The sequence below is a fragment of the Burkholderia sp. Bp9015 genome, assembly GCF_003853505.1.
In the GTDB taxonomy this organism is placed as follows: domain Bacteria; phylum Pseudomonadota; class Gammaproteobacteria; order Burkholderiales; family Burkholderiaceae; genus Burkholderia.
In genome coordinates this window covers 42,482-67,448 of sequence record NZ_QTPZ01000003.1, presented here as the reverse complement: position 1 = coordinate 67,448, position 24,967 = coordinate 42,482, and the positions used below count along the sequence as shown (strand labels likewise).

The 24,967-nt window shown below is 66.0% G+C and carries 25 protein-coding genes; 4 read left to right on the top strand and 21 right to left on the bottom strand.

Translation table 11 applies throughout. From position 1 onward, the window contains the following. The first annotated feature begins 95 nt into the window (after positions 1–95). Positions 96–1,079 (top strand): DMT family transporter, encoded by a 984-nt coding sequence (locus DIE12_RS04665; protein ID WP_124520014.1) that lies wholly within the window; start codon positions 96–98, stop codon positions 1,077–1,079. Between the two features lie 63 nt (positions 1,080–1,142). On the opposite strand, the gene DIE12_RS04660 is transcribed toward DIE12_RS04665, so the two are convergent. Together DIE12_RS04660 and DIE12_RS04655 are read right to left on the bottom strand one after the other, a co-directional pair. Further along, the gene (locus tag DIE12_RS04660) at positions 1,143–1,466 is read right to left on the bottom strand and encodes an RnfH family protein (protein ID WP_124520012.1); all 324 of its coding nucleotides are present in this window, start codon (positions 1,464–1,466) and stop codon (positions 1,143–1,145) included. A gap of 4 nt (positions 1,467–1,470) precedes the next feature. After that, entirely contained in the window at positions 1,471–1,908 is a 438-nt protein-coding gene (locus tag DIE12_RS04655) for a type II toxin-antitoxin system RatA family toxin (protein WP_044843759.1), read from the bottom strand. Between the two features lie 98 nt (positions 1,909–2,006). Here DIE12_RS04655 and smpB point away from each other — a divergent pair, with 98 nt between their 5' ends. Next, positions 2,007–2,453 carry an SsrA-binding protein SmpB gene (gene smpB, locus DIE12_RS04650; RefSeq protein ID WP_050012888.1) on the top strand — a complete coding sequence of 149 codons (447 nt, stop codon included), beginning with the start codon at positions 2,007–2,009 and terminating at the stop codon, positions 2,451–2,453. Positions 2,454–2,756: 303 nt separating this feature from the next. On the opposite strand, the gene DIE12_RS04645 is transcribed toward smpB, so the two are convergent. The 3 genes from DIE12_RS04645 to ppsA form a co-directional block, all read right to left on the bottom strand. Continuing rightward, on the bottom strand, positions 2,757–3,692 hold the full coding sequence (locus DIE12_RS04645) for an SPFH domain-containing protein (RefSeq protein WP_044843761.1): 936 nt from the start codon (positions 3,690–3,692) through the stop codon (positions 2,757–2,759). 33 nt (positions 3,693–3,725) lie between these two features. Continuing rightward, entirely contained in the window at positions 3,726–4,160 is a 435-nt protein-coding gene (locus tag DIE12_RS04640; protein ID WP_044843762.1) for an NfeD family protein, read from the bottom strand. Positions 4,161–4,370: 210 nt separating this feature from the next. Then, on the bottom strand, positions 4,371–6,770 hold the full coding sequence (ppsA, locus tag DIE12_RS04635; RefSeq protein ID WP_124486193.1) for a phosphoenolpyruvate synthase: 2,400 nt from the start codon (positions 6,768–6,770) through the stop codon (positions 4,371–4,373). 374 nt (positions 6,771–7,144) lie between these two features. Here ppsA and DIE12_RS04630 point away from each other — a divergent pair, with 374 nt between their 5' ends. After that, the gene (locus DIE12_RS04630) at positions 7,145–7,960 is read left to right on the top strand and encodes a pyruvate, water dikinase regulatory protein (protein ID WP_044843764.1); all 816 of its coding nucleotides are present in this window, start codon (positions 7,145–7,147) and stop codon (positions 7,958–7,960) included. Positions 7,961–8,081: 121 nt separating this feature from the next. On the opposite strand, the gene DIE12_RS04625 is transcribed toward DIE12_RS04630, so the two are convergent. The 16 genes from DIE12_RS04625 to rpsB all read right to left on the bottom strand — a co-directional run bounded on the left by DIE12_RS04625 (position 8,082) and on the right by rpsB (position 23,732). Further along, on the bottom strand, positions 8,082–8,864 hold the full coding sequence (locus DIE12_RS04625) for an RNA methyltransferase (RefSeq protein WP_124520010.1): 783 nt from the start codon (positions 8,862–8,864) through the stop codon (positions 8,082–8,084). After that, the gene (gene rnhB, locus DIE12_RS04620) at positions 8,861–9,505 is read right to left on the bottom strand and encodes a ribonuclease HII (protein WP_044843766.1); all 645 of its coding nucleotides are present in this window, start codon (positions 9,503–9,505) and stop codon (positions 8,861–8,863) included. Before rnhB ends, DIE12_RS04625 begins: the two co-directional genes overlap by 4 nt. Continuing rightward, the gene (gene lpxB / locus DIE12_RS04615) at positions 9,502–10,671 is read right to left on the bottom strand and encodes a lipid-A-disaccharide synthase (RefSeq protein ID WP_124486191.1); all 1,170 of its coding nucleotides are present in this window, start codon (positions 10,669–10,671) and stop codon (positions 9,502–9,504) included. Before lpxB ends, rnhB begins: the two co-directional genes overlap by 4 nt. A 3-nt stretch (positions 10,672–10,674) precedes the next feature. Continuing rightward, the gene (gene lpxA, locus DIE12_RS04610; RefSeq protein ID WP_124520008.1) at positions 10,675–11,463 is read right to left on the bottom strand and encodes an acyl-ACP--UDP-N-acetylglucosamine O-acyltransferase; all 789 of its coding nucleotides are present in this window, start codon (positions 11,461–11,463) and stop codon (positions 10,675–10,677) included. Between the two features lie 67 nt (positions 11,464–11,530). Further along, positions 11,531–11,998: a 3-hydroxyacyl-ACP dehydratase FabZ gene (gene fabZ / locus DIE12_RS04605; RefSeq protein WP_006402657.1), complete on the bottom strand. Its 468-nt coding sequence runs from the start codon at positions 11,996–11,998 to the stop codon at positions 11,531–11,533. Positions 11,999–12,128: 130 nt separating this feature from the next. Beyond that, positions 12,129–13,208: a UDP-3-O-(3-hydroxymyristoyl)glucosamine N-acyltransferase gene (gene lpxD, locus DIE12_RS04600; protein WP_124520006.1), complete on the bottom strand. Its 1,080-nt coding sequence runs from the start codon at positions 13,206–13,208 to the stop codon at positions 12,129–12,131. Between the two features lie 16 nt (positions 13,209–13,224). Further along, the gene (locus DIE12_RS04595) at positions 13,225–13,722 is read right to left on the bottom strand and encodes an OmpH family outer membrane protein (RefSeq protein ID WP_040144479.1); all 498 of its coding nucleotides are present in this window, start codon (positions 13,720–13,722) and stop codon (positions 13,225–13,227) included. Positions 13,723–13,786: 64 nt separating this feature from the next. After that, a complete protein-coding gene (gene bamA, locus DIE12_RS04590; RefSeq protein ID WP_044843770.1) occupies positions 13,787–16,093 on the bottom strand; it encodes an outer membrane protein assembly factor BamA in 2,307 nt (768 codons plus the stop codon). Positions 16,094–16,157: 64 nt separating this feature from the next. After that, the gene (rseP, locus tag DIE12_RS04585) at positions 16,158–17,546 is read right to left on the bottom strand and encodes an RIP metalloprotease RseP (protein WP_124486188.1); all 1,389 of its coding nucleotides are present in this window, start codon (positions 17,544–17,546) and stop codon (positions 16,158–16,160) included. Positions 17,547–17,557: 11 nt separating this feature from the next. Then, entirely contained in the window at positions 17,558–18,754 is a 1,197-nt protein-coding gene (locus DIE12_RS04580; RefSeq protein ID WP_044843772.1) for a 1-deoxy-D-xylulose-5-phosphate reductoisomerase, read from the bottom strand. Between the two features lie 15 nt (positions 18,755–18,769). After that, positions 18,770–19,591: a phosphatidate cytidylyltransferase gene (locus tag DIE12_RS04575; RefSeq protein WP_124486187.1), complete on the bottom strand. Its 822-nt coding sequence runs from the start codon at positions 19,589–19,591 to the stop codon at positions 18,770–18,772. Continuing rightward, entirely contained in the window at positions 19,585–20,367 is a 783-nt protein-coding gene (uppS, locus tag DIE12_RS04570) for a polyprenyl diphosphate synthase (protein ID WP_044843774.1), read from the bottom strand. The genes DIE12_RS04575 and uppS overlap by 7 nt, the downstream gene beginning before the upstream one ends. Positions 20,368–20,414: 47 nt before the next feature. Next, a complete protein-coding gene (frr, locus tag DIE12_RS04565; RefSeq protein ID WP_006752152.1) occupies positions 20,415–20,975 on the bottom strand; it encodes a ribosome recycling factor in 561 nt (186 codons plus the stop codon). 102 nt (positions 20,976–21,077) lie between these two features. Continuing rightward, complete coding sequence (gene pyrH / locus DIE12_RS04560; RefSeq protein WP_011885142.1) at positions 21,078–21,791, bottom strand: UMP kinase; 714 nt, start codon at positions 21,789–21,791, stop codon at positions 21,078–21,080. A gap of 156 nt (positions 21,792–21,947) precedes the next feature. Continuing rightward, positions 21,948–22,829 (bottom strand): translation elongation factor Ts, encoded by an 882-nt coding sequence (gene tsf, locus DIE12_RS04555; protein ID WP_044843775.1) that lies wholly within the window; start codon positions 22,827–22,829, stop codon positions 21,948–21,950. 162 nt (positions 22,830–22,991) lie between these two features. Beyond that, entirely contained in the window at positions 22,992–23,732 is a 741-nt protein-coding gene (rpsB, locus tag DIE12_RS04550) for a 30S ribosomal protein S2 (protein WP_006483818.1), read from the bottom strand. Between the two features lie 368 nt (positions 23,733–24,100). On the opposite strand from rpsB, the gene map reads away from it, so the two are divergent. Then, positions 24,101–24,916, top strand: coding sequence for a type I methionyl aminopeptidase (gene map, locus DIE12_RS04540; protein WP_124520004.1), 816 nt, complete (start codon positions 24,101–24,103; stop codon positions 24,914–24,916). The last annotated feature ends 51 nt before the right edge of the window (positions 24,917–24,967 follow it).

The window sequence follows — 24,967 nt, the reverse complement described above, 5'->3', positions numbered from 1 at the left end:
GCCACACCCCGCTCCCGAGTGCAGGAATGAACAAGACGCGGTCGCGTAGCCGTCGTTAAGATGCGCGCTCGTCAGTCTTTCGTTCGGAGCAGTCGATGCAGCGCGGTGTGGTGTATGGCGTCCTCGCGGGCGCGTTGTGGGGCATGGTCTTTCTCGTGCCGCGGCTGATGACCGACTTCTCGCCGCTGCTGCTGAGCGCGGGCCGCTATGCGATGTACGGCCTCGTGTCGCTGGCGGCGGCCCTGCCGGCCGCCCGCTCGCTGCTCGCCCGGCTGACCCGCGAGGACCTCGTCGCGCTCGCGAAGCTCGCGCTGATCGGCAACGTTGCGTACTACATGCTGCTGTCCGGTGCCGTGCACCTGATCGGCATCGCACCCAGCTCGCTGATCGTCGGCGTGCTGCCCGTGACCGTCACGCTCGCGGGCCTCGGCGACCACGGCGCGATGCCGCTGCGGCGCCTCGCCGCCCCGCTCGCGCTGGTGATCGCCGGCATCGTCTGCATCAACATCGACCTCTTCACGTCGGAAGCCGCGCAGGCGACGACGCTCGGCCAGAAGCTCGCGGGCATCGCGTGCGCAAGCGGCGCACTCGCGAGCTGGACCTGGTACGCGGTCGCGAACACGCGCTACCTGCAGCGCCACCCTCATTTCGGCGGCAACGAGTGGTCGGTGCTGTGGGGTGTCGTGACGGGGCTGATCGGCGGCCTCTGCTGGCTCGCGATCCTCGCGCTGCCGGCCGGCACGGTGCAGGCCGCCGTTCCGGCATCGCGCTGGCACCTGTTCTGGCTGCTGAACCTCGTGCTTGCGATCGGCGCGTCGTGGCTCGGCAACGGACTGTGGAACGCGGCGTCGAAGCGGCTGCCGCTCACGCTGTCCGGCCAGCTGATCGTGTTCGAAACCGTGTTAGCGATGCTCTATGCGTTCGTCTACGATCAGCGGATGCCGCGCGTACTCGAGATCGTGGCGCTCGCCCTGCTGCTGGCGGGCGTCTACGGGTCGGTGCGCCGGCACAACGACACGCATGCGGGCGGCAACACGCCCGGCAGCGCGGCCGTGAACGCGAACGTCACGGCGCACTGAGCGCCGCCGCGCCTGGTCTGACGAATCGGAACGGAGAAGATGCAGCAACGCCGACGCGACGCGTCAGCGCGCGTCCTTGTGCATCCACTTGCGGCCCTCGACGGAGCCCTCGCGGCGGGTCTTGTCGACGCGCCGCTGACGCGCGAGCTTCGGATCGACGATCAACGGGCGGTAGATCTCGACGCGGTCGTGGTCGGCGAGCGGCGCGTCGAGCGGCGCGAGCTTGCCGAATATGCCGGTTTTCGTGTGCGCGAGGTCGATTTCCGGGTGCAGCGCGAGCACGCCGCTCGCGTCGATCGCCGCGCGCACGGTCGCGCCTTCGGGCAGCGACACCGGAATCAGCGTCTGGCGATCCGGCAGCGCGTAGCAGACTTCGATCGACAGCATCGCGTCACCCCTTCCCGTAGCGCTGGTCGGCGCGCTTGACGAACGAATCGACGAACGTGTTCGCGATATGGCTGAACACCGGCCCGATGATCTTCTCGAGCAGGATGCTCGAGAACTCGTAGTGCAGCGCGAATTCGATCTTGCATGCATCGGCGCGCAGCGGGATGAAGCGCCACGAGCCCGTGAACTTCCGGAACGGGCCGTCCGCGAACTCCATGTCGATCCGCGTCGGGCGCTGCTGCGTGTTGCGCGTCGCGAAATGCTGCTTGATGCCCTTGAAGTTGATGTCGATGCGCGCTTCCATACCGCTGTCGTCCTGACGGCGAATCTCGACGCCACCGCACCAGGGCAGGAAATTGGGGTAATCGGCCACGTCGGTGACGAGGTCGAACATCTGTTCCGCCGAATGACGGATCAATACGGTTTTCTGGACATCTGCCATAAATCGCGCGGCATCGCTCGAGGTGAGAACGCAAGCCGGGCGATTCCCGCCCTGCTTTGCTAAAATCGTGATTTTAAACGAGTTGGCCCGATCCTTTCATGAGCATCATCGACAACAGGAAAGCGCACTTCGATTATCACATCGAGGAACGCTACGAGGCGGGGCTCGTGCTCGAGGGCTGGGAAGTCAAGGCGCTGCGCGCCGGGCGCGGCCAGATCAAGGAAGGCTACGTCGTGGTGAAGAACGCCGAGATCTTCCTGATCGGTACCCACATCAGCCCGCTGCCCGAAGCCTCGACGCACATCAAGCCCGATCCGGTCCGCACGCGCAAGCTGCTGCTGCACCGTGACGAAATCAAGAAACTGATCGGCAAGGTCGAGCAGCGTGGCTACACGCTCGTGCCGCTGAACTTCCACTACAAGGGCGGTCGCGTGAAATGCGACATCGCGCTCGCGAAGGGCAAGAAGCTGCACGACAAGCGCGAAACCGAGAAGAAGCGCGACTGGGAACGCGAAAAGGCGCGCATCATGCGCGCCGGCACCTGACGCTCGGGAAAGCCAGCCTCACAAACGACACGGCCCGCTCGAAGCGGGCCGTGTTGCTGTGTGCGGTGCGAAGCGCATGAGCGGCTGCCGGACCGCCGCTCGCCTTCCGGGACGAACCGCTGCGCAACCTGTACTGCTGACATGCGGGCGCGATCGCGCCCGAGGTCGCGCGACGATTCGCCGCATGCCGGGCACATGACCGGCACATGACCGGCACATACCGGGCACACGACGGGCGCACGAGCGGCGCACACCCGGCGACGCTCGCGGCGATCGCCGGCACGCGTAACCCGCGCGTGCCGCTCAGCCCCGCCCGCTCGCCGCCGGTGCCGCGTTCTTGACGATCGTCAGCGCCGACGCGATCGCGGTGCCGAGATCCGACAAGTTCGCCGGCACGATCAGCGTATTGCCCTGTTTCGCGAGGTTCGAGAACGCGCCGACGTACTGCTCGGCGACCTTCAGGTTCACGGCATCCATCCCGCCCTGCGACTGGATCGCGTTCGCGATCTTCTGGATCGCCTGCGCGTTCGCCTCGGCCACCGCGAGAATCGCGGCCGCCTCGCCCTGCGCCTGGTTGATCGCGGCCTGCCGCTCGCCTTCCGACTTCTGGATCGCCGCTTCGCGCGCGCCCGACGCGAGGTTGATCTGCTCCTGCTTGCGGCCTTCGGAAGCAGCGATCAGCGCGCGCTTTTCCCGCTCCGCGGTGATCTGCGCCTGCATCGCATGGAGGATCTCCTTCGGCGGCGTCAGGTCCTTGATCTCGTAGCGCAGCACCTTCACCCCCCAGTTCGCGGCGGCCTGGTCGAGCGCCGACACGATGTTGTGGTTGATGAAGTCGCGCTCCTCGAAGGTCTTGTCGAGTTCGAGCTTGCCGACCACCGAGCGCAGCGTCGTCTGCGCGAGCTGCGTGATCGCGAGCACGAAGTTGCTCGACCCGTACGACGCCTTCATCGGATCGGTCACCTGGAAGTACAGCACGCCGTCGACCTGCAGCTGCGTGTTGTCGCGCGTGATGCAGACCTGGCTCGGCACGTCGAGCGGAATTTCCTTCAGCACGTGCCGGTAGGCGATCCGGTCGACGAACGGCAGCACGATATTGAGACCGGGCGACAGCGTCGCGTGATAGCGCCCGAAGCGTTCGAGCACCCACGCATGCTGCTGCGGCACGATCTTCACCGTCTTCGACACGATCACGATGGCGATGACGAGCAGGACGACCCAGATGATCAGCGAATCCATGAAATATTCCCTCCTTGTTGTATCAGTGGACGATCAGCCCGCGGGTTTCGCGATGACGACGAGACTGTTGCCGCGCACGGCACGCACCTGATACACGCGTGCATCGTCGCGCTCGCCGGCCGCGAGTTCGACGTCCCAGTCGGCGCCGCGATACTGCACACGCGCGCGGCGGTCGTGCCACGCGTCGACCGTGACGGTCGCGCCGATATCGAGATTGACGTCCGGATTCGTCGACGTGTCGCGCTTCTGCTTGCGCCCGAGCCCCGAGCGGCGCAGCACGATCATCGCGACGATCGCGACCACGGCGGCCGCACCGAACTGCACGTGCGGCGCGAAACCGGCGAGCTGCAGCAGCGCGCCCGCGAGAAAGCCGAGCGCGATCATCAGCAGATAGAACGTGCCGGTCAGCAATTCGGCGACGACCAGCACGCCGACTCCGACCCACCAGAACAGATGCCCCGACATCATTGTGGTCTCCCGAAAAACGTCCCCGCTGCTCACTATATTCGCTGCGCGCCCGTCCGTGGGCCGCGGTCGACACGCATGACGCAACGCGGTGCGTACCGACGAAAAAAAACACCCCGGTGCTTACCGGGGTGTTTATAACACGAACCTTGCATTTTGCCTTCAGCGCAAGCGCGGCGTACCGCGCTTGCGCCGAATAAGCGTTACCGACCGTTACTTCCGGTTGGCGAGCGCTTGCCACGTATCGATGATCGTGTCCGGGTTCAGCGAGATCGACACGATGCCTTCGTCGGTCAGCCATTGCGCGAAGTCCGGGTGATCGGACGGGCCCTGGCCGCAGATACCGACGTACTTGCCCATCTTGCGGCAGGTATCGATCGCACGCTTGAGCAGGAACTTGACGGCCGGGTCGCGTTCGTCGAAGTCGACGGCCAGCAGTTCCATGCCCGAGTCACGGTCGAGGCCGAGCGTGAGCTGCGTAAGGTCGTTCGAACCGATCGAGAAACCGTCGAAGTGCTCGAGGAACTCTTCTGCGAGGATCGCGTTGGTCGGGACTTCGCACATCATCACGAGGCGCAGGCCGTTCTCGCCGCGCTTCAGGCCGAACTTCTCGAGCAGGCCGACGACACGCTCCGCCTGCTTCACGGTACGCACGAACGGCACCATGATCTCGACGTTGGTCAGGCCCATCTCGTCGCGCACGCGCTTCAGTGCACGGCATTCCATCTCGAACGCCTGCGCGAAGTCTTCGGCGATGTAGCGCGATGCGCCGCGGAAGCCCAGCATCGGGTTTTCCTCGTCCGGCTCGTAGCGCGAACCGCCGATCAGCTTCTTGTACTCGTTCGACTTGAAGTCGGACAGACGCACGATCACGGGCTTCGGATAGAACGCCGCGGCGATCGTCGCGACGCCTTCCGTCAGCTTGTCGACGTAGAACTGGCGCGGCGACGCGTGACCGCGCGCGACGCTCTCGACCGCCTTCTTCAGGTCCTGGTCGATGTTCGGGTACTCGAGGATCGCCTTCGGGTGCACGCCGATGTTGTTGTTGATGATGAACTCGAGACGCGCGAGGCCAACACCACCGTTCGGCAGTTGCGAGAAGTCGAACGCGAGCTGCGGGTTGCCGACGTTCATCATGATCTTGACCGGGATTTCCGGCAGTTCGCCGCGCTGCACTTCCGTGACTTCCGTCTCGAGCAGCCCGTCGTAGATCTTGCCTTCGTCGCCTTCCGCGCACGACACCGTGACGAGCGCGCCGTCCTTCAGCACGTCGGTCGCGTCGCCGCAGCCGACGACTGCCGGCACGCCGAGCTCACGCGCGATGATCGCCGCGTGGCAGGTGCGGCCGCCACGGTTCGTGACGATCGCCGCCGCACGCTTCATCACCGGCTCCCAGTTCGGGTCGGTCATGTCCGCCACCAGCACGTCGCCCGGCTGCACGCGTTCCATTTCCGACGGGTCCTGGATCACGCGCACGGGGCCCGCGCCGATCTTCTGGCCGATCGCGCGGCCCGTTGCCAGCACCTGCGACTGGCCCTTCAGCTTGAAGCGCTGCTCGGCCTTGCCGCTCGCCTGGCTCTTCACCGTTTCCGGACGCGCCTGCAGGATGAAGATCTTGCCGTCGCGGCCGTCCTTGCCCCACTCGATGTCCATCGGACGCTGGTAGTGCTTCTCGATGATGACCGCGTACTTCGCGAGTTCGATCACGTCTTCGTCGGTGATCGAGTAGCGGTTGCGCTGCTCGTGCGGCACGTCGACCGTCTTCACGCGGCCCGGCTCGCCCGGCTGCGTGAATTCCATCTTGATCAGCTTCGAGCCGATCGAGCGGCGGATGATCGGGTACTTGTCCTGTGCGAGCGTCGTCTTGAACACGTAGAACTCGTCCGGGTTCACGGCGCCCTGCACGACGGTTTCGCCCAGGCCGTAGCTCGACGTGATGAACACGGCGTCCTTGAAGCCCGATTCGGTGTCGATCGTGAACATCACGCCGGCCGCGCCGACGTCCGAGCGGACCATGCGCTGCACACCGGCCGACAGCGCGACTTCAGCGTGCGTGAAACCCTTGTGCACGCGATACGAGATCGCGCGGTCGTTGTACAGCGACGCGAACACGTGCTTCATGCGGTCGAGCACGTCGTCGATGCCGACGACGTTCAGGTACGACTCCTGCTGGCCGGCGAACGACGCGTCGGGCAGGTCTTCCGCGGTCGCGGACGAACGCACGGCGAACGACAGCTCGCCCGGCGAGCCGTTCTTCAGGATTTCGAACTGTGCGCGGATTTCCTCCTCGAGACGTGCCTGCAGCGGCGCGTCGACGATCCACTTGCGGATTTCGGCACCGGCTTCGGCGAGCGCCTTCACGTCGTCGATGTCGAGCGACTCGAGACGCTTGGCGATGCGATCGGTCAGATCGTTGTGCTTGAGGAAATCGCGGAATGCGAGCGCGGTCGTGGCGAAACCGGTGGGTACGCGAACGCCTGCTTCGGAAAGCTGGCTGATCATCTCGCCGAGCGACGCATTCTTGCCGCCCACGATCTCCACATCGGTCATCCGCAACTGCTCGAACGGGATTACATACGCCTGGTCCTTTGCGACGTTTGCTGCGTTAGTCATACAAGCCCCTAAGTGTGAAAAAAATGCTCGATTGCGCAAGTGGGCTCGGACGCGGGCGCTTGCAAAAAGGCGCGGCGCGTCTTGCGCAACCTGTTGGAGAAACAATCGCAGGCGGGAAATCTTCCGACCCGATTTGCAAAAATCCCGGCAGAAGGGCGATATATTCAGACGAATCGCCGAACTTGCCGGGAGTTCTGGAACGTTCGCGGCAAGTCTGGCGTGCCGTTCGCACCCCGCCCCCGCAATTGCTTATCCAACAGGTTGCCGCTATTCTACCGTGCCGGCTGCCGGATGTGGCGCGACCTTGTCACTGTGCCTGGAGGCGGACCTCCAGCCGCCCGCGCAACCGCCCTTCACGCTCGACGCCCAGATTCATGCTGCCTACCGTTTTCATCGTCTCCGACGGCACCGGGATCACTGCCGAAACCTTCGCGCACTCGATCCTCTCCCAGTTCGACCAGAAATTCCGGCTCGTGCGCGTGCCGTTCGTCGACTCGCTCGACAAGGCCTTTTCGACCGTCGAGAAGATCAACGAAGCCGCGGTGCACGACGGCCGCCGCGCGATCGTGTTCACGACGCTCGTCGACAGCGAGTCGAACGACATCGTCAAGCGCTCGAACGCGCTCGTGCTGGACATGTTCCAGCGCTTCGTCGAGCCGCTCGAGCAGGAACTGGAGCTGAAGTCGAGCCACGCGATGGGCCGCGGCCACCAGAACGCCGACACCGAGGAATACAAGACGCGGATCGAGGCGATCAACTTCTCGCTCGCGCACGACGACGGCCAGTCGAACCGCAACCTGTCGGAAGCCGACGTGATCCTGGTCGGCGTGTCGCGCAGCGGCAAGACGCCGACGAGCCTGTATCTCGCGATGCAGTACGGCGTGAAGGCCGCCAACTATCCGCTGATTCCGGAAGACTTCGAGCGCGGCAAGCTGCCGTCGGCGCTGTCGCCGCATCGCGACAAGCTGTTCGGGCTGTCGATCGATCCGCAGCGCCTGTCGGAGATCCGCAACGAGCGCCGCCCCGGCAGCAAGTACGCGGCGCCCGAGAATTGCCGCTACGAGATCAACGAGGCCGAGGCGATGATGCGCCGCGAAGGGATCAAGTGGCTGTCGTCGACGCACAAGTCGATCGAGGAGATCGCGACGACGATCCTGCAGGAAATCCGCCTCGACCGGCAGTCGTACTGACGACCGGCGCACGGGCGGCCGCCGGGCCGCCGTCGCCAGAAGCAACAAGGCCGCGTCGATCGCGGCCTTGTTTCGTGGTGCGGGATACCGCCCGGCCAACGCCGCGCGTCACGTCATCAAGTCATGCGTGCCGCTGCTGCCGCACCTGCTCGAACAGGCACACCGCCGCCGCAGCCGCCACATTCAGCGACTCCATGCCGCCCGGCTGCGGGATCGTCACGCGATGCGTGGCCACGTCGCGCCAGAACGCCGACACGCCGGCGCCCTCGTTGCCGAACACCCATGCGACGGGACCGGCCAGGTCGCAGTCGTAGATCGCCTGCGCGCCGTGCGAATCGGTCAGCGCGACCGGCACGTCGAGGCGTTCGGCGAGCGCGCCGGCCTCGACATCCTCGTGGATCGACAACAGGAAGTGCGCGCCCATTCCCGAGCGCAGCACCTTCGACGACCACGCATAGGCGGTGCCCGGCGCGCAGAACACGTGCCGCACACCGGCCGCGGCCGCGCTGCGCAGGATCGAGCCGACGTTGCCGGCGTCCTGCACGCCGTCGAGCACGACCGACGTGTGCGTGACACGCTCCGGCAGCGGCTGCGCGGGACGATCGACGAGCAGCAGGAAACCGACGCCGCTCACCACGTTCGACAGTTGTCCGAACAGCGCATCGGGCAGCGTGACGACCCGCTGCACGTCGACGCGCGCGATGATCGCCTGCGCTTCGTCGTGCGCGAGCGCGCCTTCGGTGGCGACGCACAGCTCGGGTATCGCGCCCGTATCGAGATACGCGCTGGCGAGGTGAAAACCTTCGAGCAGCGCCTGGCCACCGCGGCGCTGCTGGGACGTCGAACCCGCAAGCGCCTTCAGGCGCTTGTACAGCGGGTTGTCGCGGGAAGTAATGCTTTTCATCGAATCAGGTCGAGTGCCGCGCGCACGGGTGCGAACGAGCGCCGATGCGCTTCACACGGGCCGTGCTCGCGCAGCGCGGCGAGATGTTTCTCGGTGCCGTAGCCCGCATGCACGTTGAACCCGTACACCGGGAAGCGTTCGTGCAGCTCGACGAGCATGCGGTCACGCGCGACCTTCGCGAGGATCGACGCGGCCGAGATGCTCGGCACGAGCGCGTCGCCGCTGACGATCGCCTCGGCACGCACCATCAGCGTCGGGCAGCGGTTGCCGTCGATCTGCGCGAGCGTCGGCAGCACCGACAGGCCTTCGACGGCCCGCTTCATCGCGAGCATCGTCGCGTGCAGGATGTTGAGCGTGTCGATCTCGTCGACGCTGGCCGACGCGACGCAATACGCGCGCGAGCGCGCGACGATCAGGTCGTACAGCGCGTCGCGCTTTTTCGCGGACAGCGCCTTCGAATCGTCGAGCCCGTCGATCGGCTGCGCGGGATCGAGGATCACCGCGGCGGCGACCACCGGCCCCGCGAGCGGGCCACGGCCCGCTTCGTCGACGCCGCAGACGATCTCGTCGGGCCGGCTGAAGTCGAAGCCGCCCTGCACGTCGGTCGACGCGCGGCGGCGTGGTGCACGGGCTGCCGTCATGCGCGCCCCTTGCGTTGCTCGAGTACGCGCACGACCGCTTCGGCCGCCTTCGCGGCCGTGTTCTGCCGCAGCGAGAGATGCATTTCGGTAAACACTTCGGTCAGCGTGCGGCGGTTCGCGTCGTCGCGCAGCTGCGTGAGCGTCGCATCGGCGAGCGCCTCGGGCGTCGCGAAATGCTGCAGCAGCTCGGGCACGACGAAGCGCCCCGCCAGGATGTTCGGCAAGCCGACGTACGGCAGATAGCCCTGCCGGCGCATGATCTGTCCGGTCAGCCAGGGCACCTTGTACGAGATCACCATCGGCTTCTTCAGCAGCGCGGCTTCCAGCGTGACGGTGCCGCTCTTCACGAGGATCGCGTCGGCGGCCGTCATCGCGACCTGCGAGCGGCCGTCGGTGATCGTCAGCGCGAGTTGCGGATGGGCGTCGACGAGCGGCTGCAGCAGTTCGCGCAGCGCGGGCGTCGCCGCCGGCATCACGAACCGCACGCCGGGCTCGCGCTGCTGCATCAGCGCCATCGCGGCGAAGAACGTCGGGCCGATCAGCCCGATCTCCGAGCGCCGGCTGCCCGGCAGCACCGCGATCACGGGGCCCTCGGCCGGCAGGCCGAGCGCGATGCGCGCGCCGTGCGTGTCGGGCTCGAGCGGAATCTCGTCGGCCAGCGGGTGGCCGACATACGTCGACGCGACGCCCGCCTTGTCGAGGATCGCCGGTTCGAACGGGAACAGGCACAGCATGTGGTCGACGGACTTCGCGATCTTCTTGATCCGGCCGCCGCGCCACGCCCAGATCGACGGGCACACGAAGTGGATCGACGGGATGCCCGCGTCGCGCGCGGCCTGCTCCACGCTGAAGTTGAAATCGGGCGCGTCGACGCCGATGAAGGCGTCGGGCCGCTCCGCGAGCAGCTGGCGCTTCAGCTCGCCGCGAATCCGCAGGATCTCGGGAATCTGGCCCAGCGCCTCGACGTAGCCGCGCACCGTCAGCTTGTCCATCTGCCAGTGCGAGTCGAAGCCGTGCGCGAGCATCCGCTGCCCGCCGATCCCGTAGTAGCGGGTCGATGCGGGCAGCCGCGCCTGAAGCCCGCCGAGCAGCGACGCCGCGAGCAGGTCGCCCGACGGCTCGCCGGCCACCATCGCGAGCCGGAGCTGATTGGTCGGGAGCGACATCGCTTAGCGGATGATGCCGCGTTGGGACGCGTCGATGAACTCGACGAGCGCGGTGACCGCTGCGTCGCCTTCGCCGCCCGCGGCCGCCAGCTCGCGCAACTGTACCTTCGCTTCCTCGAGCGACAGGCCGTTCTTGTACAGCAGGCGGTACGCGCTGCGCAGCGCCGAGATCGCGTCGGGCGAGAAATCGCGCCGGCGCAGGCCTTCGACGTTGATGCCGTGCGGCTCGGCCTTGTTGCCGGCCGCGATCACGAACGGCGGCACGTCCTGCACGAGCGCCGAGGCGCCGCCCAGCATCGAGTGCGCGCCGATGCGCACGAACTGGTGCACACCCGACATCCCGCCGACGATCGCGAAGTCGCCGATCTCGACGTGACCGGCCATCTGCGCGTTGCTCGACAGGATCACGTTGCTGCCGACGCGGCAGTCATGGCCGATGTGCACATAGGCCATGATCCAGTTGTCGTCGCCGAGCGTCGTCACGCCGACGTCCTGCACGGTGCCGGTGTGGATCGTCGTGAATTCGCGGATCGTGTTGCGGTTGCCGATCACGAGCTTCGTCGGCTCGTCCTTGTACTTCATGTCCTGCGGACGGCCGCCCACCGACGCGTAATGGCCGATGCGGTTGTCCTCGCCGAGCGTCGTGTGACCTTCGATCACGCTGTGCGAGCCGATCGTCGTGCGCGCGCCGATCGTGACGTGCGGCCCGACGATCGCGTACGGCCCGATCTCGACGGACTCGTCGATCTGTGCGCCCGGTTCGACGATCGCGGTAGGATGAATCCTGGTCATGCGCCGTTGCCTCTCGATGTGATGTGTCGCGTTGCCCGCGTTACGTTACCCATGCGTGCCGCGTCGCTCAGGGCGCCGCGTCGGCCGTCTTGACCGTGCACATCAGTTCGGCTTCCGCCGCCACCTTGCCGTCCACTTCCGCCACTGCCTTGAACTTCCAGATGCCGCGGATGTAACGTTCGAACGTCACGTTCAGAATCAGCTGGTCGCCCGGTTCGACCACGCGCTTGAAGCGCGCGCCGTCGATCCCGACGAAGTAGTACAGCGTGTTTTCCGGATCCTTCGGCTGCTCTTCCGAGAACGTCAGCAGCGCGGCCGCCTGAGCGAGCGCCTCGAGGATCAGCACCCCCGGCATCACCGGCCGCTTCGGGAAGTGCCCCTGGAAGAACGGCTCGTTGATCGACACGTTCTTCAGCGCTTTGATCCCCTTGTGCGGCTCGAGTTCGAGCACGCGATCGACGAGCAGAATCGGATAGCGATGCGGCAGCAGCGTGAGGATCTTGTGGATGTCGAGATTGATTTTTTCAGTGCTCATGATGGTTCGTCTCACGCAGAGGCTGCGCGGTGGTGATGCAAAGGCTGAAGCGGGCCGCCGTGCGGCCCAGTCTGGCAAACCGGGCCGGATGCGCTGGCCGTGCCCGGTTCGTGGTCTCGCATGGTGTCGGTCAGGCGTGCGTGCCGCCCTGGGCGGCCAGCGCGGTTTCGAGCGCCTTGATGCGGTCGCGCAGCTTGTCGAGGTTGCGCACGAGCGCGGCGCTCCGGTTCCATTCGCCGTGGTCGACGGCCGGGAACGCGCTCGTGTAGATGCCGGCCTTCGGCAGCGACTTCGACACGCCCGAATTCGCCGTGATGATGACATAGTCGCCAAGCGTCACGTGGCCGGCGATCCCCGCCGCGCCACCGATCATGCAGTGGCGGCCGATCGTCGTGCTGCCCGCGATGCCCGCCTTGCCGGCGATCACCGTGTAGGCGCCGATCCGGCAGTTGTGGGCGATCTGCACCTGGTTGTCGATCTTCACGCATTCTTCGATGACGGTGTCCGCCATCGCGCCGCGGTCGATCGTCGTGTTCGCGCCGATCTCGACGTCCGGGCCGATCGACACGCCACCGACCTGCGGAATCTTGACCCAGCTGCCGGTGCGCGCGTCGCCGTCGCCGACGAAATCCGGCGCGAAGCCGAAGCCGTCGGAACCGATCACGGCACCCGCGTGGATGATCGCGCGCGGGCCGATCTTGCAGCCGTGGTACACCGACGCGTTCGGATACAGGTGCGAGCCGGCGCCGATCGTCGTGCCGCGGCCGACGAACACGTTCGCGTCGAGTTGCACGTCGTCTTCGATCACCGCGCCGGCCTCGACCGTCACGTGCGGGCCGATCACCGCGGTCGCGGCGACCTGCGCGGCCGGATCGATCGTCGCGCTCGGATGCACGCCGGCCGCGCGCGGCGGCGTGGCGAGATCGATGAACATCTGCGCGACGCGCGCGAAGTACGCGTACGGATTCGGCGTCACGATGAAGTTGCGGCCGCTCGCGGCCGCGCCCAGCTTTTCGAGATCCTTCGGCGCGATCAGCACCGCGCCGGCGCGGGTCGTCTCGACCTGCGACAGGTACTTCGGGTTCGCGAGAAACGCGAGTTGCTGAGGGCCTGCCTGGTCGAGCGGCGCGAGGCCGCCCACCATGCACTGGGCGTCGCCGGCGATCTCGCCGCCGAACCGCGTTACGAGTGCCTCAAGCGTCAATGCCATTCGTCGTCTGCTCCGTTCAGTTCGTCGAGCCGGACGCGAGCGCCTTGAGCACCTTGTCGGTGATGTCGATGCGCGGGCTGACGTACACGGCTTCCTGCACGATCAGGTCGTAATTCTGCTGCTCGGCGATCTGCTTGATGACCTTGTTCGCACGCTCCAGCACGGCCGCGAGCTCCTCGTTGCGGCGCTGGTTCAGGTCTTCGCGAAACTCGCGCTGCTTGCGCTGGAAGTCGGTGTCGAGCTGCGCGAGATCGCGCTGCTTCTGCGCGCGATCGGCCGCCGACAGCGACGCACCGTTCTTGTCCAGCGAATCGGACATCGACTTCAGGCGCGCCGCGAGGTCCTGCAGATCCTTGTCGCGCTTCGCGAACTCGGCTTCGAGCTTCGTCTGCGCCGCCTTGGCGGGCGCCGACTCGCGCAGGATCCGATCCGAATTGACCGCCGCGATGCGGGCGACGTCCTGAGCATGCGCCGTCGCCGCGCCCAAGGCCAGCGCAACGGTCAGCGCACACATCACTCGTTTCGAAAACTTACCGGTTAGCAAAATTACCCTCTCGTTACTGTTGTCATGCGTTCGATCAGAACGCCGTCCCGATCTGGAACTGGAATTTCTGGTACTGGTCGCCTTCGTGCTTCTGCAGCGGGAAGCCGAGGCTCAGCTTCAGCGGGCCGATCGGCGAGATCCACGCGAGACCCACACCGTAGCCGTAACGCAGGCCGTTCGCGCCGGTACTCGTGCCGCCCGGCGCGTTGCCCCACACGTTACCGCCGTCGAGGAACGTGAACACGCGCAGCGTGCGGTCGTAGCCGGTGCCCGGCAGCGGGAACGTCAGCTCGATGTTGCCGACCACCATCTTCGAACCGCCGATCGGGTCGTTCGTCTTCGTGTCGCGCGGGCCCAGCGAGCTCGGCTCGTAGCCACGCACGGAGCCGATACCGCCCGCGTAGTAGTTCTTGAAGATCGGGTATGGGTTGCCGATGCCGTTACCGTAGCCGCCTTGCAGGTTCAGGCCCAGGATGAAGCCGCGCGAGAACGAATAGTAGTACTGCGCCTGCAGGTCGGCCTTGTAGTACTGGATCTTGCCGACCGGCACGCCGTATTCGACGTTCGCCTGCGTGAAGTAGCCGCGGCTCGGGATCAGCGCGCTGTCACGCGCGTCGCGCGACCATGCCACCGTCAGCGGCACCGTGTTCGACACGCGGCCGAACTCGTTCACGTAATCCTGGTAGCTCTGCGGCGTGTTCGAGTCGACGTCGAGACGGTTCTGCTCGAAGCCCGCGCCGAAGTAGACGGTGTCGACTTCCGAGAACGGAATGCCGAACTTCAGGTTGCCGCCCGCGCTGATGATCCGGAAGCTCGAGCTCGTCGAGTAGTAAAGCGGCTGGTACGTGCGGTAGTAGACGTCGGTGATCCGCTTGATGCCGTCGACCGTGAAGTACGGGTCGACCTGCGTGACGGTCAGCGTGCGGTAGCTCTTCGCGGTGTTGACGTTCACCGACAGGCTCGTGCCCGAGCCGAACACGTTGTCCTGCGACACGCCGGCCGACAGCACCACCTTGTCCGTCGACGAGAAGCCCGCGCCCAGCGTGATCGCGCCGGTCGGCTTTTCGTCGACCTTCACGTTCACGTCGACCTGGTCGTTCGTGCCTTCGACCGGCACCGTCGTCACGTCGACGTTGGTGAAATAGCCGAGACGGTTCACGCGGTCCTTCGACAGCGCGAGGCGGTTCGAATCGAACCACGAGCTTTCGAGCTGGCGCATTTCGCGGCGCACGACTTCGTCGCGCGTGCGCGTGTTGCCGACCACGTTGATGCGGCGCACGTACACGCGGCGGCTCGGATCGACGACGAGGTTCAGGTTCACCTTGTGGTTCGCCTGGTCGATGTCCGGCTGCGCGTTGACGGTCGCGAATGCGTAGCCGTATTCACCGAGCTTGTCGACGATCGACTTCGTCGTTTGCTGCAGCTTTTCGGCCGAGAAGCGATCGCCCGGCTTGATCTTGATCAGCTTGTTCAGTTCGGCTTCGCGATCGAGCAGGTTGCCCGACAGCTTGATGCCCGACACCGTGTACGGCTCGCCTTCGTGCAGCGTGACCGTCAGGTACATGTCCTTCTTGTCGGGCGAGATCGACACCTGCGTCGATTCGATGTTGAACTCGAGGTAGCCGCGGTTCAGGTAGTACGAGCGCACGGCCTCGAGGTCGCCCGTGAGCTTTTCCTTCGAGTACAGGTCGTTCTTCGTGTACCAGGAGAACCAGTTCGGCGTCGACAGCTGCATTTCGTCGCGCAGCGTGCTGGTGCTGAACGCCTTGTTGCCGATGAAGTTGATCTGGCGGATCTTCGCGCTCGGGCCTTCGGCGACCGCGAACAGGATCGACACGCGGTTCGCGTCGACCGGCGTGATCGTCGTCTTGACCTCGGCCGCATAGAAGCCGCGCGTCAGGTACTGACGCTTGAGCTCCTGCTCCGCCTTGTCGACGAGCGCCTTGTCGTAGTAGCGGCCGTCGGCCAGACCCACCGCGCGCAGCGCCTTCGTCAGGTTGTCCTTGTCGAATTCCTTCGTGCCGGTGAAGTCGATCGACGCGATGGCCGGACGCTCCTGCACCTGCACGATCACGACGTTGCCTTGGGTGGCGATGCGCACGTCGTTGAAGAAGCCCGTCGCGTACAGCGCCCGGATTGCTTCGGATGCCTTGTCGTCGGTGAAGGTATCGCCCTGCTTGATCGGCAGGTAGGCGAACACCGAACCGGCTTCGACGCGCTGCAACCCCTCGATCTTGATGTCTTGCACCACGAACGGTGCCGCTGCATGCGCCGCGAGGCCGTGCGCGGCGAGCGCGGCCGCTGCAACTGTCTTAGGTACAAAGCGATGAGGTTTGAACAACGTGCATCCCCAATATTTAGCTGCATCAAATCAGGCGGCGGCCGACTGGCCGCCGCCTGACGCTTCAGAAATGGATTAACCGAGCCAGGTCGTTGAACAGCGCGATCGCCGACAACGCGACGATGCAGATCAACCCGGCTCTTTGCAGAATCAGCTGCCAGCGCTCCGATACGGCTTTCCCGGTCGCGGCTTCAACCAGATAATATAACAGATGCCCCCCGTCCAAAACGGGAATCGGCAGCAAGTTCAGCACCCCGAGGCTAATGCTGACAAGGGCGAGGAACGACAGGAAGGCCGACGGACCGAGCCGCGCGCTCTTGCCCGCGTAGTCCGCAATCGTCACCGGGCCGGACAGGTTCTTCAGCGACGCATCGCCCGTGATCATCCGCCCGAACATCCTCAGCGAGTAGACGGCGATGTCCCACGTGCGGTGCGCGCCGAGGCGCAGACTCTCGATCGGCCCGTAGCGGACGTCGACCGACGGCGTGTGCATCGACAGCGCCGCGCCGATGCGGCCGACCTGCTGCCCCGTTTCGTCGTCGCGCTGCGCCTGCGGCACGATCGACACCGTCCGGGAGGCACCGCCGCGCTCGATCTGCAGTTCGACTGCCTGGCCCGCATGGTGCTTCACCGCGTCGATGAAGCGCGTGGCGCCGCCGATGGGCTTGCCGTCGAGCGCAAGCAGCTTGTCGCCGGCCTTCAGGCCCGCCTGCTCGGCCGCGCTGCCGGGCTGCACCGACGCCACCGACAGCGCGCCGCCGCCGGTCTCGAAGCCCAGGTGCAGCATGAAATCGTCGTCGAGCGCGCTTTCGGGAACATTGCGCAGGTCGACGCGGAAGTCGAACGTCGCCGCGCCGCCGTCGCGCGCGCCGAGCACGACCTCACGATGATCGAACGCGGCCGCCAGCAGCTTCCAGCGCAAGTCCGACCACGAGCGCACCGGCACGGCGTCGCCGCCCTGCGCGTCGCCTACGCGCACGTCGCGGATCGATACGATCGTCTCGCTGCCGTCGAAGCCCGCGCGGGCGGCCGCCGTGCCGGCGGCCGGCGGCGCGAGCACCGCGGCCGGCTCGGTCACGCCGGTTGCGAATACGGCGGAAAACAGGACGATTGCCAACAGGAAGTTCGCGATCGGGCCGGCGGCGACGATCGCGATGCGCTTGAACACCGATTGCCGGTTGAACGCCTGGCCGAGCTCCTCGGGTTTGACGCCCGCCCCCGGCTCGCGCTCGTCGAGCATCTTCACGTAGCCGCCGAGCGGCAGCGCGGAGAGCGTCCATTCGGTGCCCGTCTTGCGGCTGACCCAGCGCGCGACGGGCTGGCCGAAGCCGATCGAGAAACGCAGCACCTTCACGCCGCACCAGCGCGCGACGCGATAATGTCCGTACTCATGCACGACGACCAGCACCCCGATCGCCACCGCAAACGCGATCAGTTCGACCAGCACGTTCATGAGCACCTCATTCAGACAGTGCGCTCCACGCGTGGCGCAGGCGCTTTCGCAATGATCTCGGCAGCGAGGCGGCGTGCCTCGGCATCCGCCGCAAGGACGTCGTCGAGCCCGTTCGGGTTGCGGTTCGGCAGTGCGTTGAGCACCGCGTCGACCGTCGCCGCGATCGCCATGAAGCCGATCCGGCGCTCGAGAAACGCTTCGACCGCGATTTCGTTCGCCGCGTTCAACGCGGCGCTCGCGATGCCGCCCTCCTCGAGCGCCTTCAGCGCGAGCGCGAGGCACGGGAAGCGCGTGTAGTCGGGCTTCTCGAACGACAGCTGGGCGATCTGCGCGAGGTCGAGCTGCTCGACACCGGCGTCGACGCGCTCCGGGAACGCCAGCGCGTGCGCGATCGGCGTACGCATGTCGGGGTTGCCGAGCTGCGCGAGCACCGAGCCGTCGCGGTACGACACAAGCGAATGGATCACGCTCTGCGGGTGGATCAGCACGTCGATCCGGTCGCCCGGCAGGCCGAAGATCCAGTGCGCCTCGATCACTTCGAGGCCCTTGTTCATCATCGTCGCGGAATCGACGGAAATCTTGCGGCCCATCACCCAGTTCGGATGCTTGCAGGCCTCGTCCGGCGTCACGTCGACGAGCGTGGCCGGCTCGCGCGTGCGGAACGGGCCGCCCGACGCGGTCAGGATGATCTTCGAGATCCCGCCGTGCTCGTTCGCGTCGCGCGGCATGCACTGGAAGATCGCGTTGTGTTCGCTGTCGACCGGCAGCAGGATCGCGCCATGGTCGCGCACGGCGTCCATGAAGATCGCGCCCGACATCACGAGCGATTCCTTGTTCGCGAGCAGGATGCGCTTGCCGGCGCGCGCGGCCGCCAGGCTCGGCGCGAGGCCGGCCGCGCCGACGATCGCCGCGACGACCGTGTCGCAGCCGTCGCTGTTCGACACGTCGACGAGCGCCTGCGGCCCGTACAGCACCGTGGTCTTGTTGCCCGCCGCGCGCAGCTTCGCCTCGACGTGCGCTGCCGTGTTCGCATCGCCGACCACCGCGACTTCGGGTGCGAAGCGCAGGCACTGCTCGACGAGCTTGTCGCCATTGCGGTGCGCGGTCAACGCATAGACCGAGAAACGCTCGGGATGGCGGGCGACCACGTCGAGCGTGCTGTCTCCGATCGAGCCCGTGGAACCGAGCAGTGTCAGACGTTTTTGCATAACAGAAATAGTGGTTTAACCAAGCAGCAGCATTGCGAGCGGCAGCACCGGCAGCAGCGCGTCGACGCGGTCGAGCACGCCGCCGTGACCGGGCAGCAGGCCGCTCGAATCCTTCACGCCCGCCTGACGCTTGAGCAGCGACTCGAACAGGTCGCCGATCACGCTGTACGCAACCAGCAGCGTCAGCGCGGCCCACGCGCCGGGCATCCCGTAGCGCGTCGCGAATGCGGAAAACAGGGTCGGCTCGAACCAGTGCGCGGCCATCGCGGCTCCCGCGACGACCATCACGGCGAGCCAGCCGCCGATCGCGCCTTCCCAGCTCTTCCCGGGACTGATCGTAACGGCCAGTTTACGCTTTCCGAAGGCCTTGCCCGCGAAATATGCACCAATATCGGCCAGCCACACGACCAGCAGCAGCGAGAGCACGAACGGAACGCCCTGCGCACGCGCCGCGACGACCGCGTGCCAGCAGGCCGCGAACACCACGAGCCCGGCCGCGAGCAGGAACGGCCGCCACACGCCGCCCGCGAGTTCCGGCTTGCGGCGCAGCGAGAACGGGCCGACCAGCAGCCAGAACACGCCGGCCGCCATGAAAAGGGGACGGGACGAAGCGGCCTCGACGCCGAGCGGCGCGGTCGCCGCGAGCGCCAGCGCGGCGACGATCGCATAAACGACCGAACCGGCCGCGCCGAGCTTCAGCAGGCGCGCCCATTCCCACGCGGCGAACACGAGCACGACGCCGATCAGCGCGCCGAAGGCCGCGAGCGGCGCGAACAGCGTCACCGGCAGCAACACGGCCAGCATCACGACCGCCGTGATCACACGGGTCTTCAGCATGAAAGGGAATCGGCGTTCTGCGATTGCGGTTCGAGCTGCGCGCTGGTGCGCCCGAAACGGCGCTCGCGCTCGGTATACGACGCGATCGCGTCGGCCAGCGCCGCGCCGTCGAAATCCGGCCAGTATTTGTCGGTGAAATAGAATTCGGCGTACGCGAGCTGCCACAGCAGGAAATTGCTGACGCGCTGCTCGCCGCCGGTGCGGATGAAGAGATCGGGCTCCGGCGCATAGGCCATCGCCAGGTGCGGCGCGAACGCGTCTTCGGTCACCTCGACCTCGCGGCCCTCGCGCACGGCCTGCTCGACGAGTTTCTTCGTCGCCTGCAGGATGTCCCAGCGGCCGCCGTAGTTCGCGGCGATCGTCAGGGTCAGGCGGGTGTTGCGCGCCGTCTTGGTTTCGGCGCGGCGGATCAGTTCGCGGATGCGCGGCTCGAAACGCTCGAGATCGCCCACGACGCGCAGGCGGATCCCGTTCGCATGCAGCTTGCCGATCTCGCGCTCGAGCGCGGTGATGAACAGCCGCATCAGGAACGACACTTCGTCGTTCGGCCGGCGCCAGTTCTCCGAACTGAACGCGAACAGCGTCAGGTATTCGACGCCGGCGCGCGCGCAGCCTTCGACCACCGACCGCACGGCGTCGACGCCGCGGGTGTGCCCCGCGACGCGCGGCAAGCGGCGTTCGGTCGCCCAACGGCCGTTGCCGTCCATGATGATCGCGATATGACGCGGCACGGCGCCGACGTCAGGCACGCGAACGGTAGAGCTGGTATAGGTCATGGCCGTTGAGACAGTTGCGGGAAGAAGGCGGCGCGCGAGGACGGTCGTCAGACCGTCATGATCTCGGCTTCCTTGCTCTGCACGAGCTTGTCGACTTCGGCGACGTGCTTGTCGGTCAGCTTCTGCACGTCGTCGCTCGCACGGCGCTCGTCGTCTTCCGAGATTTCCTTGTCCTTCACGAGCTTCTTGAGCGCTTCGTTCGCGTCGCGGCGCAGGTTGCGGATCGCGACCTTGGCCGTTTCGCCTTCGCTCTTGACCACCTTAGTGAGCTCGCGGCGGCGCTCTTCCGTCAGCGCGGGCATCGGCACGCGGATCAGGTCGCCGGCCGTGGCCGGGTTCAGGCCCAGATCGGCTTCGCGGATGGCCTTCTCGACCTTCGCGACCATGTTCTTTTCCCACGGCTGCACGCCGATCGTGCGTGCGTCGACGAGCGTCAGGTTCGCAACCTGCGAGATCGGCACCATCGAACCGTAGTAGTCGACCTGCACGTGATCGAGCAGACCGGTATGCGCACGGCCCGTACGGATCTTCGCCAGATCGTTCTTGAACGCTTCGATCGAGCGCTGCATCTTCTGCTCTACGCCCTTCTTGACATCAGCGACACTCATTTCAACCTCCGAACCTTCCAACCTTCAATGAACGCGGGCCGCGCCCGGTGCGCCACGCACCACGGCCGGCGACCCGCGCCGCTTGCCCGCATCCGCGGGAGTTTACACGTGGACGAGCGTACCTTCGTCCTCGCCCAGCACGATGCGCTTGAGCGCGCCCGGCTTGTTGATCGAAAACACGCGGATCGGCAGCTTCTGGTCGCGGCACAGCGCGAAGGCCGTCGCGTCCATCACCTGCAGATTGCGGCTGATCGCCTCGTCGAAGCTGATCGTCGTGTAGCGCGTGGCCGACGGATCCTTCTTCGGATCGGCAGAATATACGCCATCGACCTTGGTCGCCTTCAAAACGACCTCGGCGCCCACTTCCGAACCGCGCAGCGCGGCGGCCGTGTCCGTCGTGAAGAACGGGTTGCCCGTGCCGGCCGCGAAGATCACGACCTTGCCTTCCTCGAGCTGGCGGATCGCGCGCGGCCGGATGTACGGCTCGACGACCTGATCCATGCGCAGCGCGGACTGCACGCGCGCGACGATGCCGGCGTGGCGCATCGCGTCCTGCAGCGCCAGCGCGTTCATCATCGTCGCCAGCATCCCCATGTAGTCGGCCGTCGCACGGTCCATGCCGGCCGCACCGCCCGCGACACCGCGGAAAATGTTACCGCCGCCGATCACGACCGCGAGTTGCGTACCGAGACCCACGACTTCGGCGATATCCGCCACCATCCGTTCGATCGTCGCGCGATTGATGCCGAAGGCATCGTCGCCCATCAGCGCTTCGCCGGAGAGTTTGAGGAGGACGCGTTTATAGGCATTGGACATAGGGGCTTCCGAGCGACGAGAGGATGACAACCACGAACTGTAGGGGCGAAATACTGATTCGGGCAAGCGCCGGCGACCGGACCGGGTTTCCCGGCCGGCCGGCGGCGCCGCCGGCCGCGGCGGAGCGGACGCCCGCCGCGGATACTGCCTGACTGCTTACTGCTGCTTTGCTGCTGCGACTTGCGCGGCCACTTCGGCGGCGAAGTCGTCCTGGCGCTTCTCGATGCCTTCGCCGACGACGAACAGCGCGAACTTCTGCACGGTCGCGTTCGCTGCCTTCAGCATCTGCTCGATCGTCTGCTTGTCGTTCTTCACGAACGTCTGGTTCAGCAGCGACACTTCCTTCAGGTACTTCTGGACGCTGCCGTCGACCATCTTCGCGACGATTTCAGCCGGCTTGCCCGATTCGGCAGCCTTCTGCTCGGCGACGCGGCGTTCCGTCTCGATCAGTTCCGCCGGCACGTCGGCCGACGACAGGGCGACCGGCTTCATCGCGGCGATGTGCATCGCGACGTCCTTGCCGACCTGCTCTTCCGCACCCGTGTACTCGACGATCACGCCGATACGCGCGCCGTGCAGGTACGTTGCGATCTTGTTCGCGGTTTCGAAACGGACGAAACGGCGGATCGAGACGTTCTCGCCGATCTTGCCGATCAGGGCCAGGCGGACTGCGTCGACCGTCGAACCGTCGAGCGGCAGTGCCGACAGCGCTGCCACGTCGGCCGGGTTTTGCGTCGCGACGAGTTCTGCAACCGTCTTCGAGAATGCGAGGAAGTCGTCGTTCTTCGCGACGAAGTCGGTTTCGCAGTTCAGCTCGACCAGCGCGCCCGCGTTGCCGCCGACGAACGATGCGACGACGCCTTCTGCCGTCACGCGCGATGCCGCCTTGCTCGCCTTGTTGCCGAGCTTGACGCGCAGCAGCTCTTCAGCCTTGGCCAGGTCGCCGTCGGCTTCCGTCAGCGCCTTCTTGCACTCCATCATCGGTGCGTCGGTCTTTGCGCGCAGTTCTGCCACCATGCTTGCGGTAATTGCCGCCATCATTCGCTCCTTGAGTCTGTATTCACAACGCCGCCCGCTTGGACGCGAACGGCCGAAAATCGTTTCCGGACCCGCGCCGATTCGGCGCGATCAGGTCCGGCGCACAAGCTTAAAAAAAGGGGGCCTGTTGAGAGCCCCCTTTTTGCGCCGGCTCGGGGCCAGTTACGCGTTTTCCTCGACGTACTCGTCGTCGCCACGCGCTGCCTGGACCACTTCGTTGACCGCGTTCGCACGGCCTTCCAGGATCGCGTCGGCCACGCCTTCAGCGTACAGCGCGACTGCCTTGCTCGAGTCGTCGTTGCCCGGGATCACGTAGTCCACACCTTCCGGCGAGTGGTTCGTGTCGACCACGGCGATGACCGGCACGCCCAGCTTGTTCGCTTCCGTGACGGCGATCTTGTGGTAGCCGACGTCGACGACGAAGATTGCGTCCGGAATGCCGCCCATGTCCTTCACGCCGCCGATCGACTTCTGCAGCTTGGCGATTTCGCGTTCGAACAGCAGCGCTTCCTTCTTGCTCATCTTCTCGAGCTCGCCCGCCTCGACTGCCGCTTCCATGTCCTTCAGGCGCTTGATCGATACCTTCAGCGTCTTGAAGTTGGTCATCATGCCGCCGAGCCAGCGTGCGTTGACGTACGGCATGCCCGCACGTTGCGCTTCCTGGGCGATCGTGTCACGCGACTGGCGCTTCGTGCCGACGAACAGGATCGTGCCGCGGTTCGCTGCCAGCTGGCGCACGTACTTCTGTGCGTCCGTGAACATCGGCAGCGTCTTTTCGAGGTTGATGATGTGAATCTTGTTGCGGTGACCGAAAATGAACGGGGCCATCTTCGGGTTCCAGAAGCGCGTCTGGTGACCGAAGTGGACACCCGCTTCCAGCATTTGGCGCATCGTGACTGCCATGTAAATTCTCCACGAGGGTTGGGTCTTAAGCCGGCTGCCGTACCGCCGCGCGTTCCGCGCGGCCGGCACCCTGGTTGCGCCGGCTTGCGATTCGGCACGTGCGAAACTGCCCGTGCCGCAAGCCTTTCATCCTGATGCCGTCGCGATACCACCCCACATCGGGGCATGTTCGGCATTTGGATGTCGACTTAGCCAAAGAGTATAGCACGCCGATTTGTCGGCTCTCAAGTCGCCCGCCACTTTCGCCTGCCGCGGGGCAGCCGGCCGGACAATCCGCGAAAACCCGCACCGGCACCGCCGGCAGGGGCTGCGAGGCCCGCCATAAGGTGCGATAATCCGTCAATTCACCGCATTCCAGGCATACCTCGATGGCTATTACGCTCAAAAACGAACACGACATCGCCGAGATGCGCGTCGCCTGCCGTCTCGCGAGCGAAGTGCTCGACTTCATCACGCCGCACGTCGTCGCGGGCATCACGACCGCCGAACTCGACCGGCTCTGTCACGAATTCATGCTCAACGAGCAGGGCACGATCCCCGCGCCGCTGAACTACCAGCCGCCCGGCTATCCGCCGTACCCGAAGGCCACCTGCATCTCGGTCAACGACGTGATCTGCCACGGCATTCCCGGCGAGAAGGTGATCAAGAACGGCGACGCGCTGAACATCGACATCACCGTGATCAAGAACGGCTACTTCGGCGACACCAGCCGGATGTTCATCGTAGGCGAAGGCTCGATCCTCGCGAAGCGCCTCGTGCAGACCACCTACGAGTGCATGTGGCTCGGCATCGACCAGGTCAAGCCCGGCGCGCACCTTGGCGACATCGGCTACGCGATCCAGAAGCACGCCGAAGCGCACGGCTACAGCGTCGTGCGCGAATACTGCGGCCACGGCATCGGCACGGTGTTCCACGAGGATCCGCAGGTCGTCCACTACGGGCGCCCGGGCACCGGCATCGAACTGAAGGCCGGGATGATCTTCACGATCGAGCCGATGATCAACGCCGGCAAGCGCGACATCCGCACGATGCCCGACCAGTGGACGGTCAAGACGCGCGATCGTAGCCTGTCCGCGCAATGGGAGCACACGGTGCTCGTCACCGAAACCGGCTACGAGGTGCTGACCGTGTCCGCCGGCACGCCGGCACGCCCGGTGTTCGCGCAACCGGCCGCCGCGGTCTGAGCGCCGTCGCGCCCGCCCCGCCCACCCCTCACCTGCTGACCTGAACGGCCG

Excerpts from the sequence above, each read along its gene's own strand:
- DIE12_RS04665 (WP_124520014.1), top strand. The coding sequence starts at position 96 with ATGCAGCGCGGTGTGGTGTATGGCGTCCTCGCGGGCGCGTTGTGGGGC.
- ppsA (WP_124486193.1), bottom strand. The coding sequence starts at position 6,770 with ATGACTAACGCAGCAAACGTCGCAAAGGACCAGGCGTATGTAATCCCG.
- fabZ (WP_006402657.1), bottom strand. The coding sequence starts at position 11,998 with ATGAGCACTGAAAAAATCAATCTCGACATCCACAAGATCCTCACGCTG.
- lpxB (WP_124486191.1), bottom strand. The coding sequence starts at position 10,671 with ATGTCGCTCCCGACCAATCAGCTCCGGCTCGCGATGGTGGCCGGCGAG.
- rnhB (WP_044843766.1), bottom strand. The coding sequence starts at position 9,505 with ATGACGGCAGCCCGTGCACCACGCCGCCGCGCGTCGACCGACGTGCAG.
- DIE12_RS04655 (WP_044843759.1), bottom strand. The coding sequence starts at position 1,908 with ATGGCAGATGTCCAGAAAACCGTATTGATCCGTCATTCGGCGGAACAG.
- DIE12_RS04660 (WP_124520012.1), bottom strand. The coding sequence starts at position 1,466 with ATGCTGTCGATCGAAGTCTGCTACGCGCTGCCGGATCGCCAGACGCTG.
- pyrH (WP_011885142.1), bottom strand. The coding sequence starts at position 21,791 with ATGTCCAATGCCTATAAACGCGTCCTCCTCAAACTCTCCGGCGAAGCG.
- DIE12_RS04645 (WP_044843761.1), bottom strand. The coding sequence starts at position 3,692 with ATGGATTCGCTGATCATCTGGGTCGTCCTGCTCGTCATCGCCATCGTG.
- rseP (WP_124486188.1), bottom strand. The coding sequence starts at position 17,546 with ATGAACGTGCTGGTCGAACTGATCGCGTTTGCGGTGGCGATCGGGGTG.
- lpxD (WP_124520006.1), bottom strand. The coding sequence starts at position 13,208 with ATGGCATTGACGCTTGAGGCACTCGTAACGCGGTTCGGCGGCGAGATC.
- DIE12_RS04640 (WP_044843762.1), bottom strand. The coding sequence starts at position 4,160 with ATGATGTCGGGGCATCTGTTCTGGTGGGTCGGAGTCGGCGTGCTGGTC.
- uppS (WP_044843774.1), bottom strand. The coding sequence starts at position 20,367 with ATGACCTATACCAGCTCTACCGTTCGCGTGCCTGACGTCGGCGCCGTG.
- lpxA (WP_124520008.1), bottom strand. The coding sequence starts at position 11,463 with ATGACCAGGATTCATCCTACCGCGATCGTCGAACCGGGCGCACAGATC.
- rpsB (WP_006483818.1), bottom strand. The coding sequence starts at position 23,732 with ATGGCAGTCACGATGCGCCAAATGCTGGAAGCGGGTGTCCACTTCGGT.
- map (WP_124520004.1), top strand. The coding sequence starts at position 24,101 with ATGGCTATTACGCTCAAAAACGAACACGACATCGCCGAGATGCGCGTC.
- DIE12_RS04575 (WP_124486187.1), bottom strand. The coding sequence starts at position 19,591 with ATGCTGAAGACCCGTGTGATCACGGCGGTCGTGATGCTGGCCGTGTTG.
- frr (WP_006752152.1), bottom strand. The coding sequence starts at position 20,975 with ATGAGTGTCGCTGATGTCAAGAAGGGCGTAGAGCAGAAGATGCAGCGC.
- DIE12_RS04630 (WP_044843764.1), top strand. The coding sequence starts at position 7,145 with ATGCTGCCTACCGTTTTCATCGTCTCCGACGGCACCGGGATCACTGCC.
- DIE12_RS04595 (WP_040144479.1), bottom strand. The coding sequence starts at position 13,722 with ATGTGTGCGCTGACCGTTGCGCTGGCCTTGGGCGCGGCGACGGCGCAT.
- smpB (WP_050012888.1), top strand. The coding sequence starts at position 2,007 with ATGAGCATCATCGACAACAGGAAAGCGCACTTCGATTATCACATCGAG.
- DIE12_RS04625 (WP_124520010.1), bottom strand. The coding sequence starts at position 8,864 with ATGAAAAGCATTACTTCCCGCGACAACCCGCTGTACAAGCGCCTGAAG.
- DIE12_RS04580 (WP_044843772.1), bottom strand. The coding sequence starts at position 18,754 with ATGCAAAAACGTCTGACACTGCTCGGTTCCACGGGCTCGATCGGAGAC.
- tsf (WP_044843775.1), bottom strand. The coding sequence starts at position 22,829 with ATGGCGGCAATTACCGCAAGCATGGTGGCAGAACTGCGCGCAAAGACC.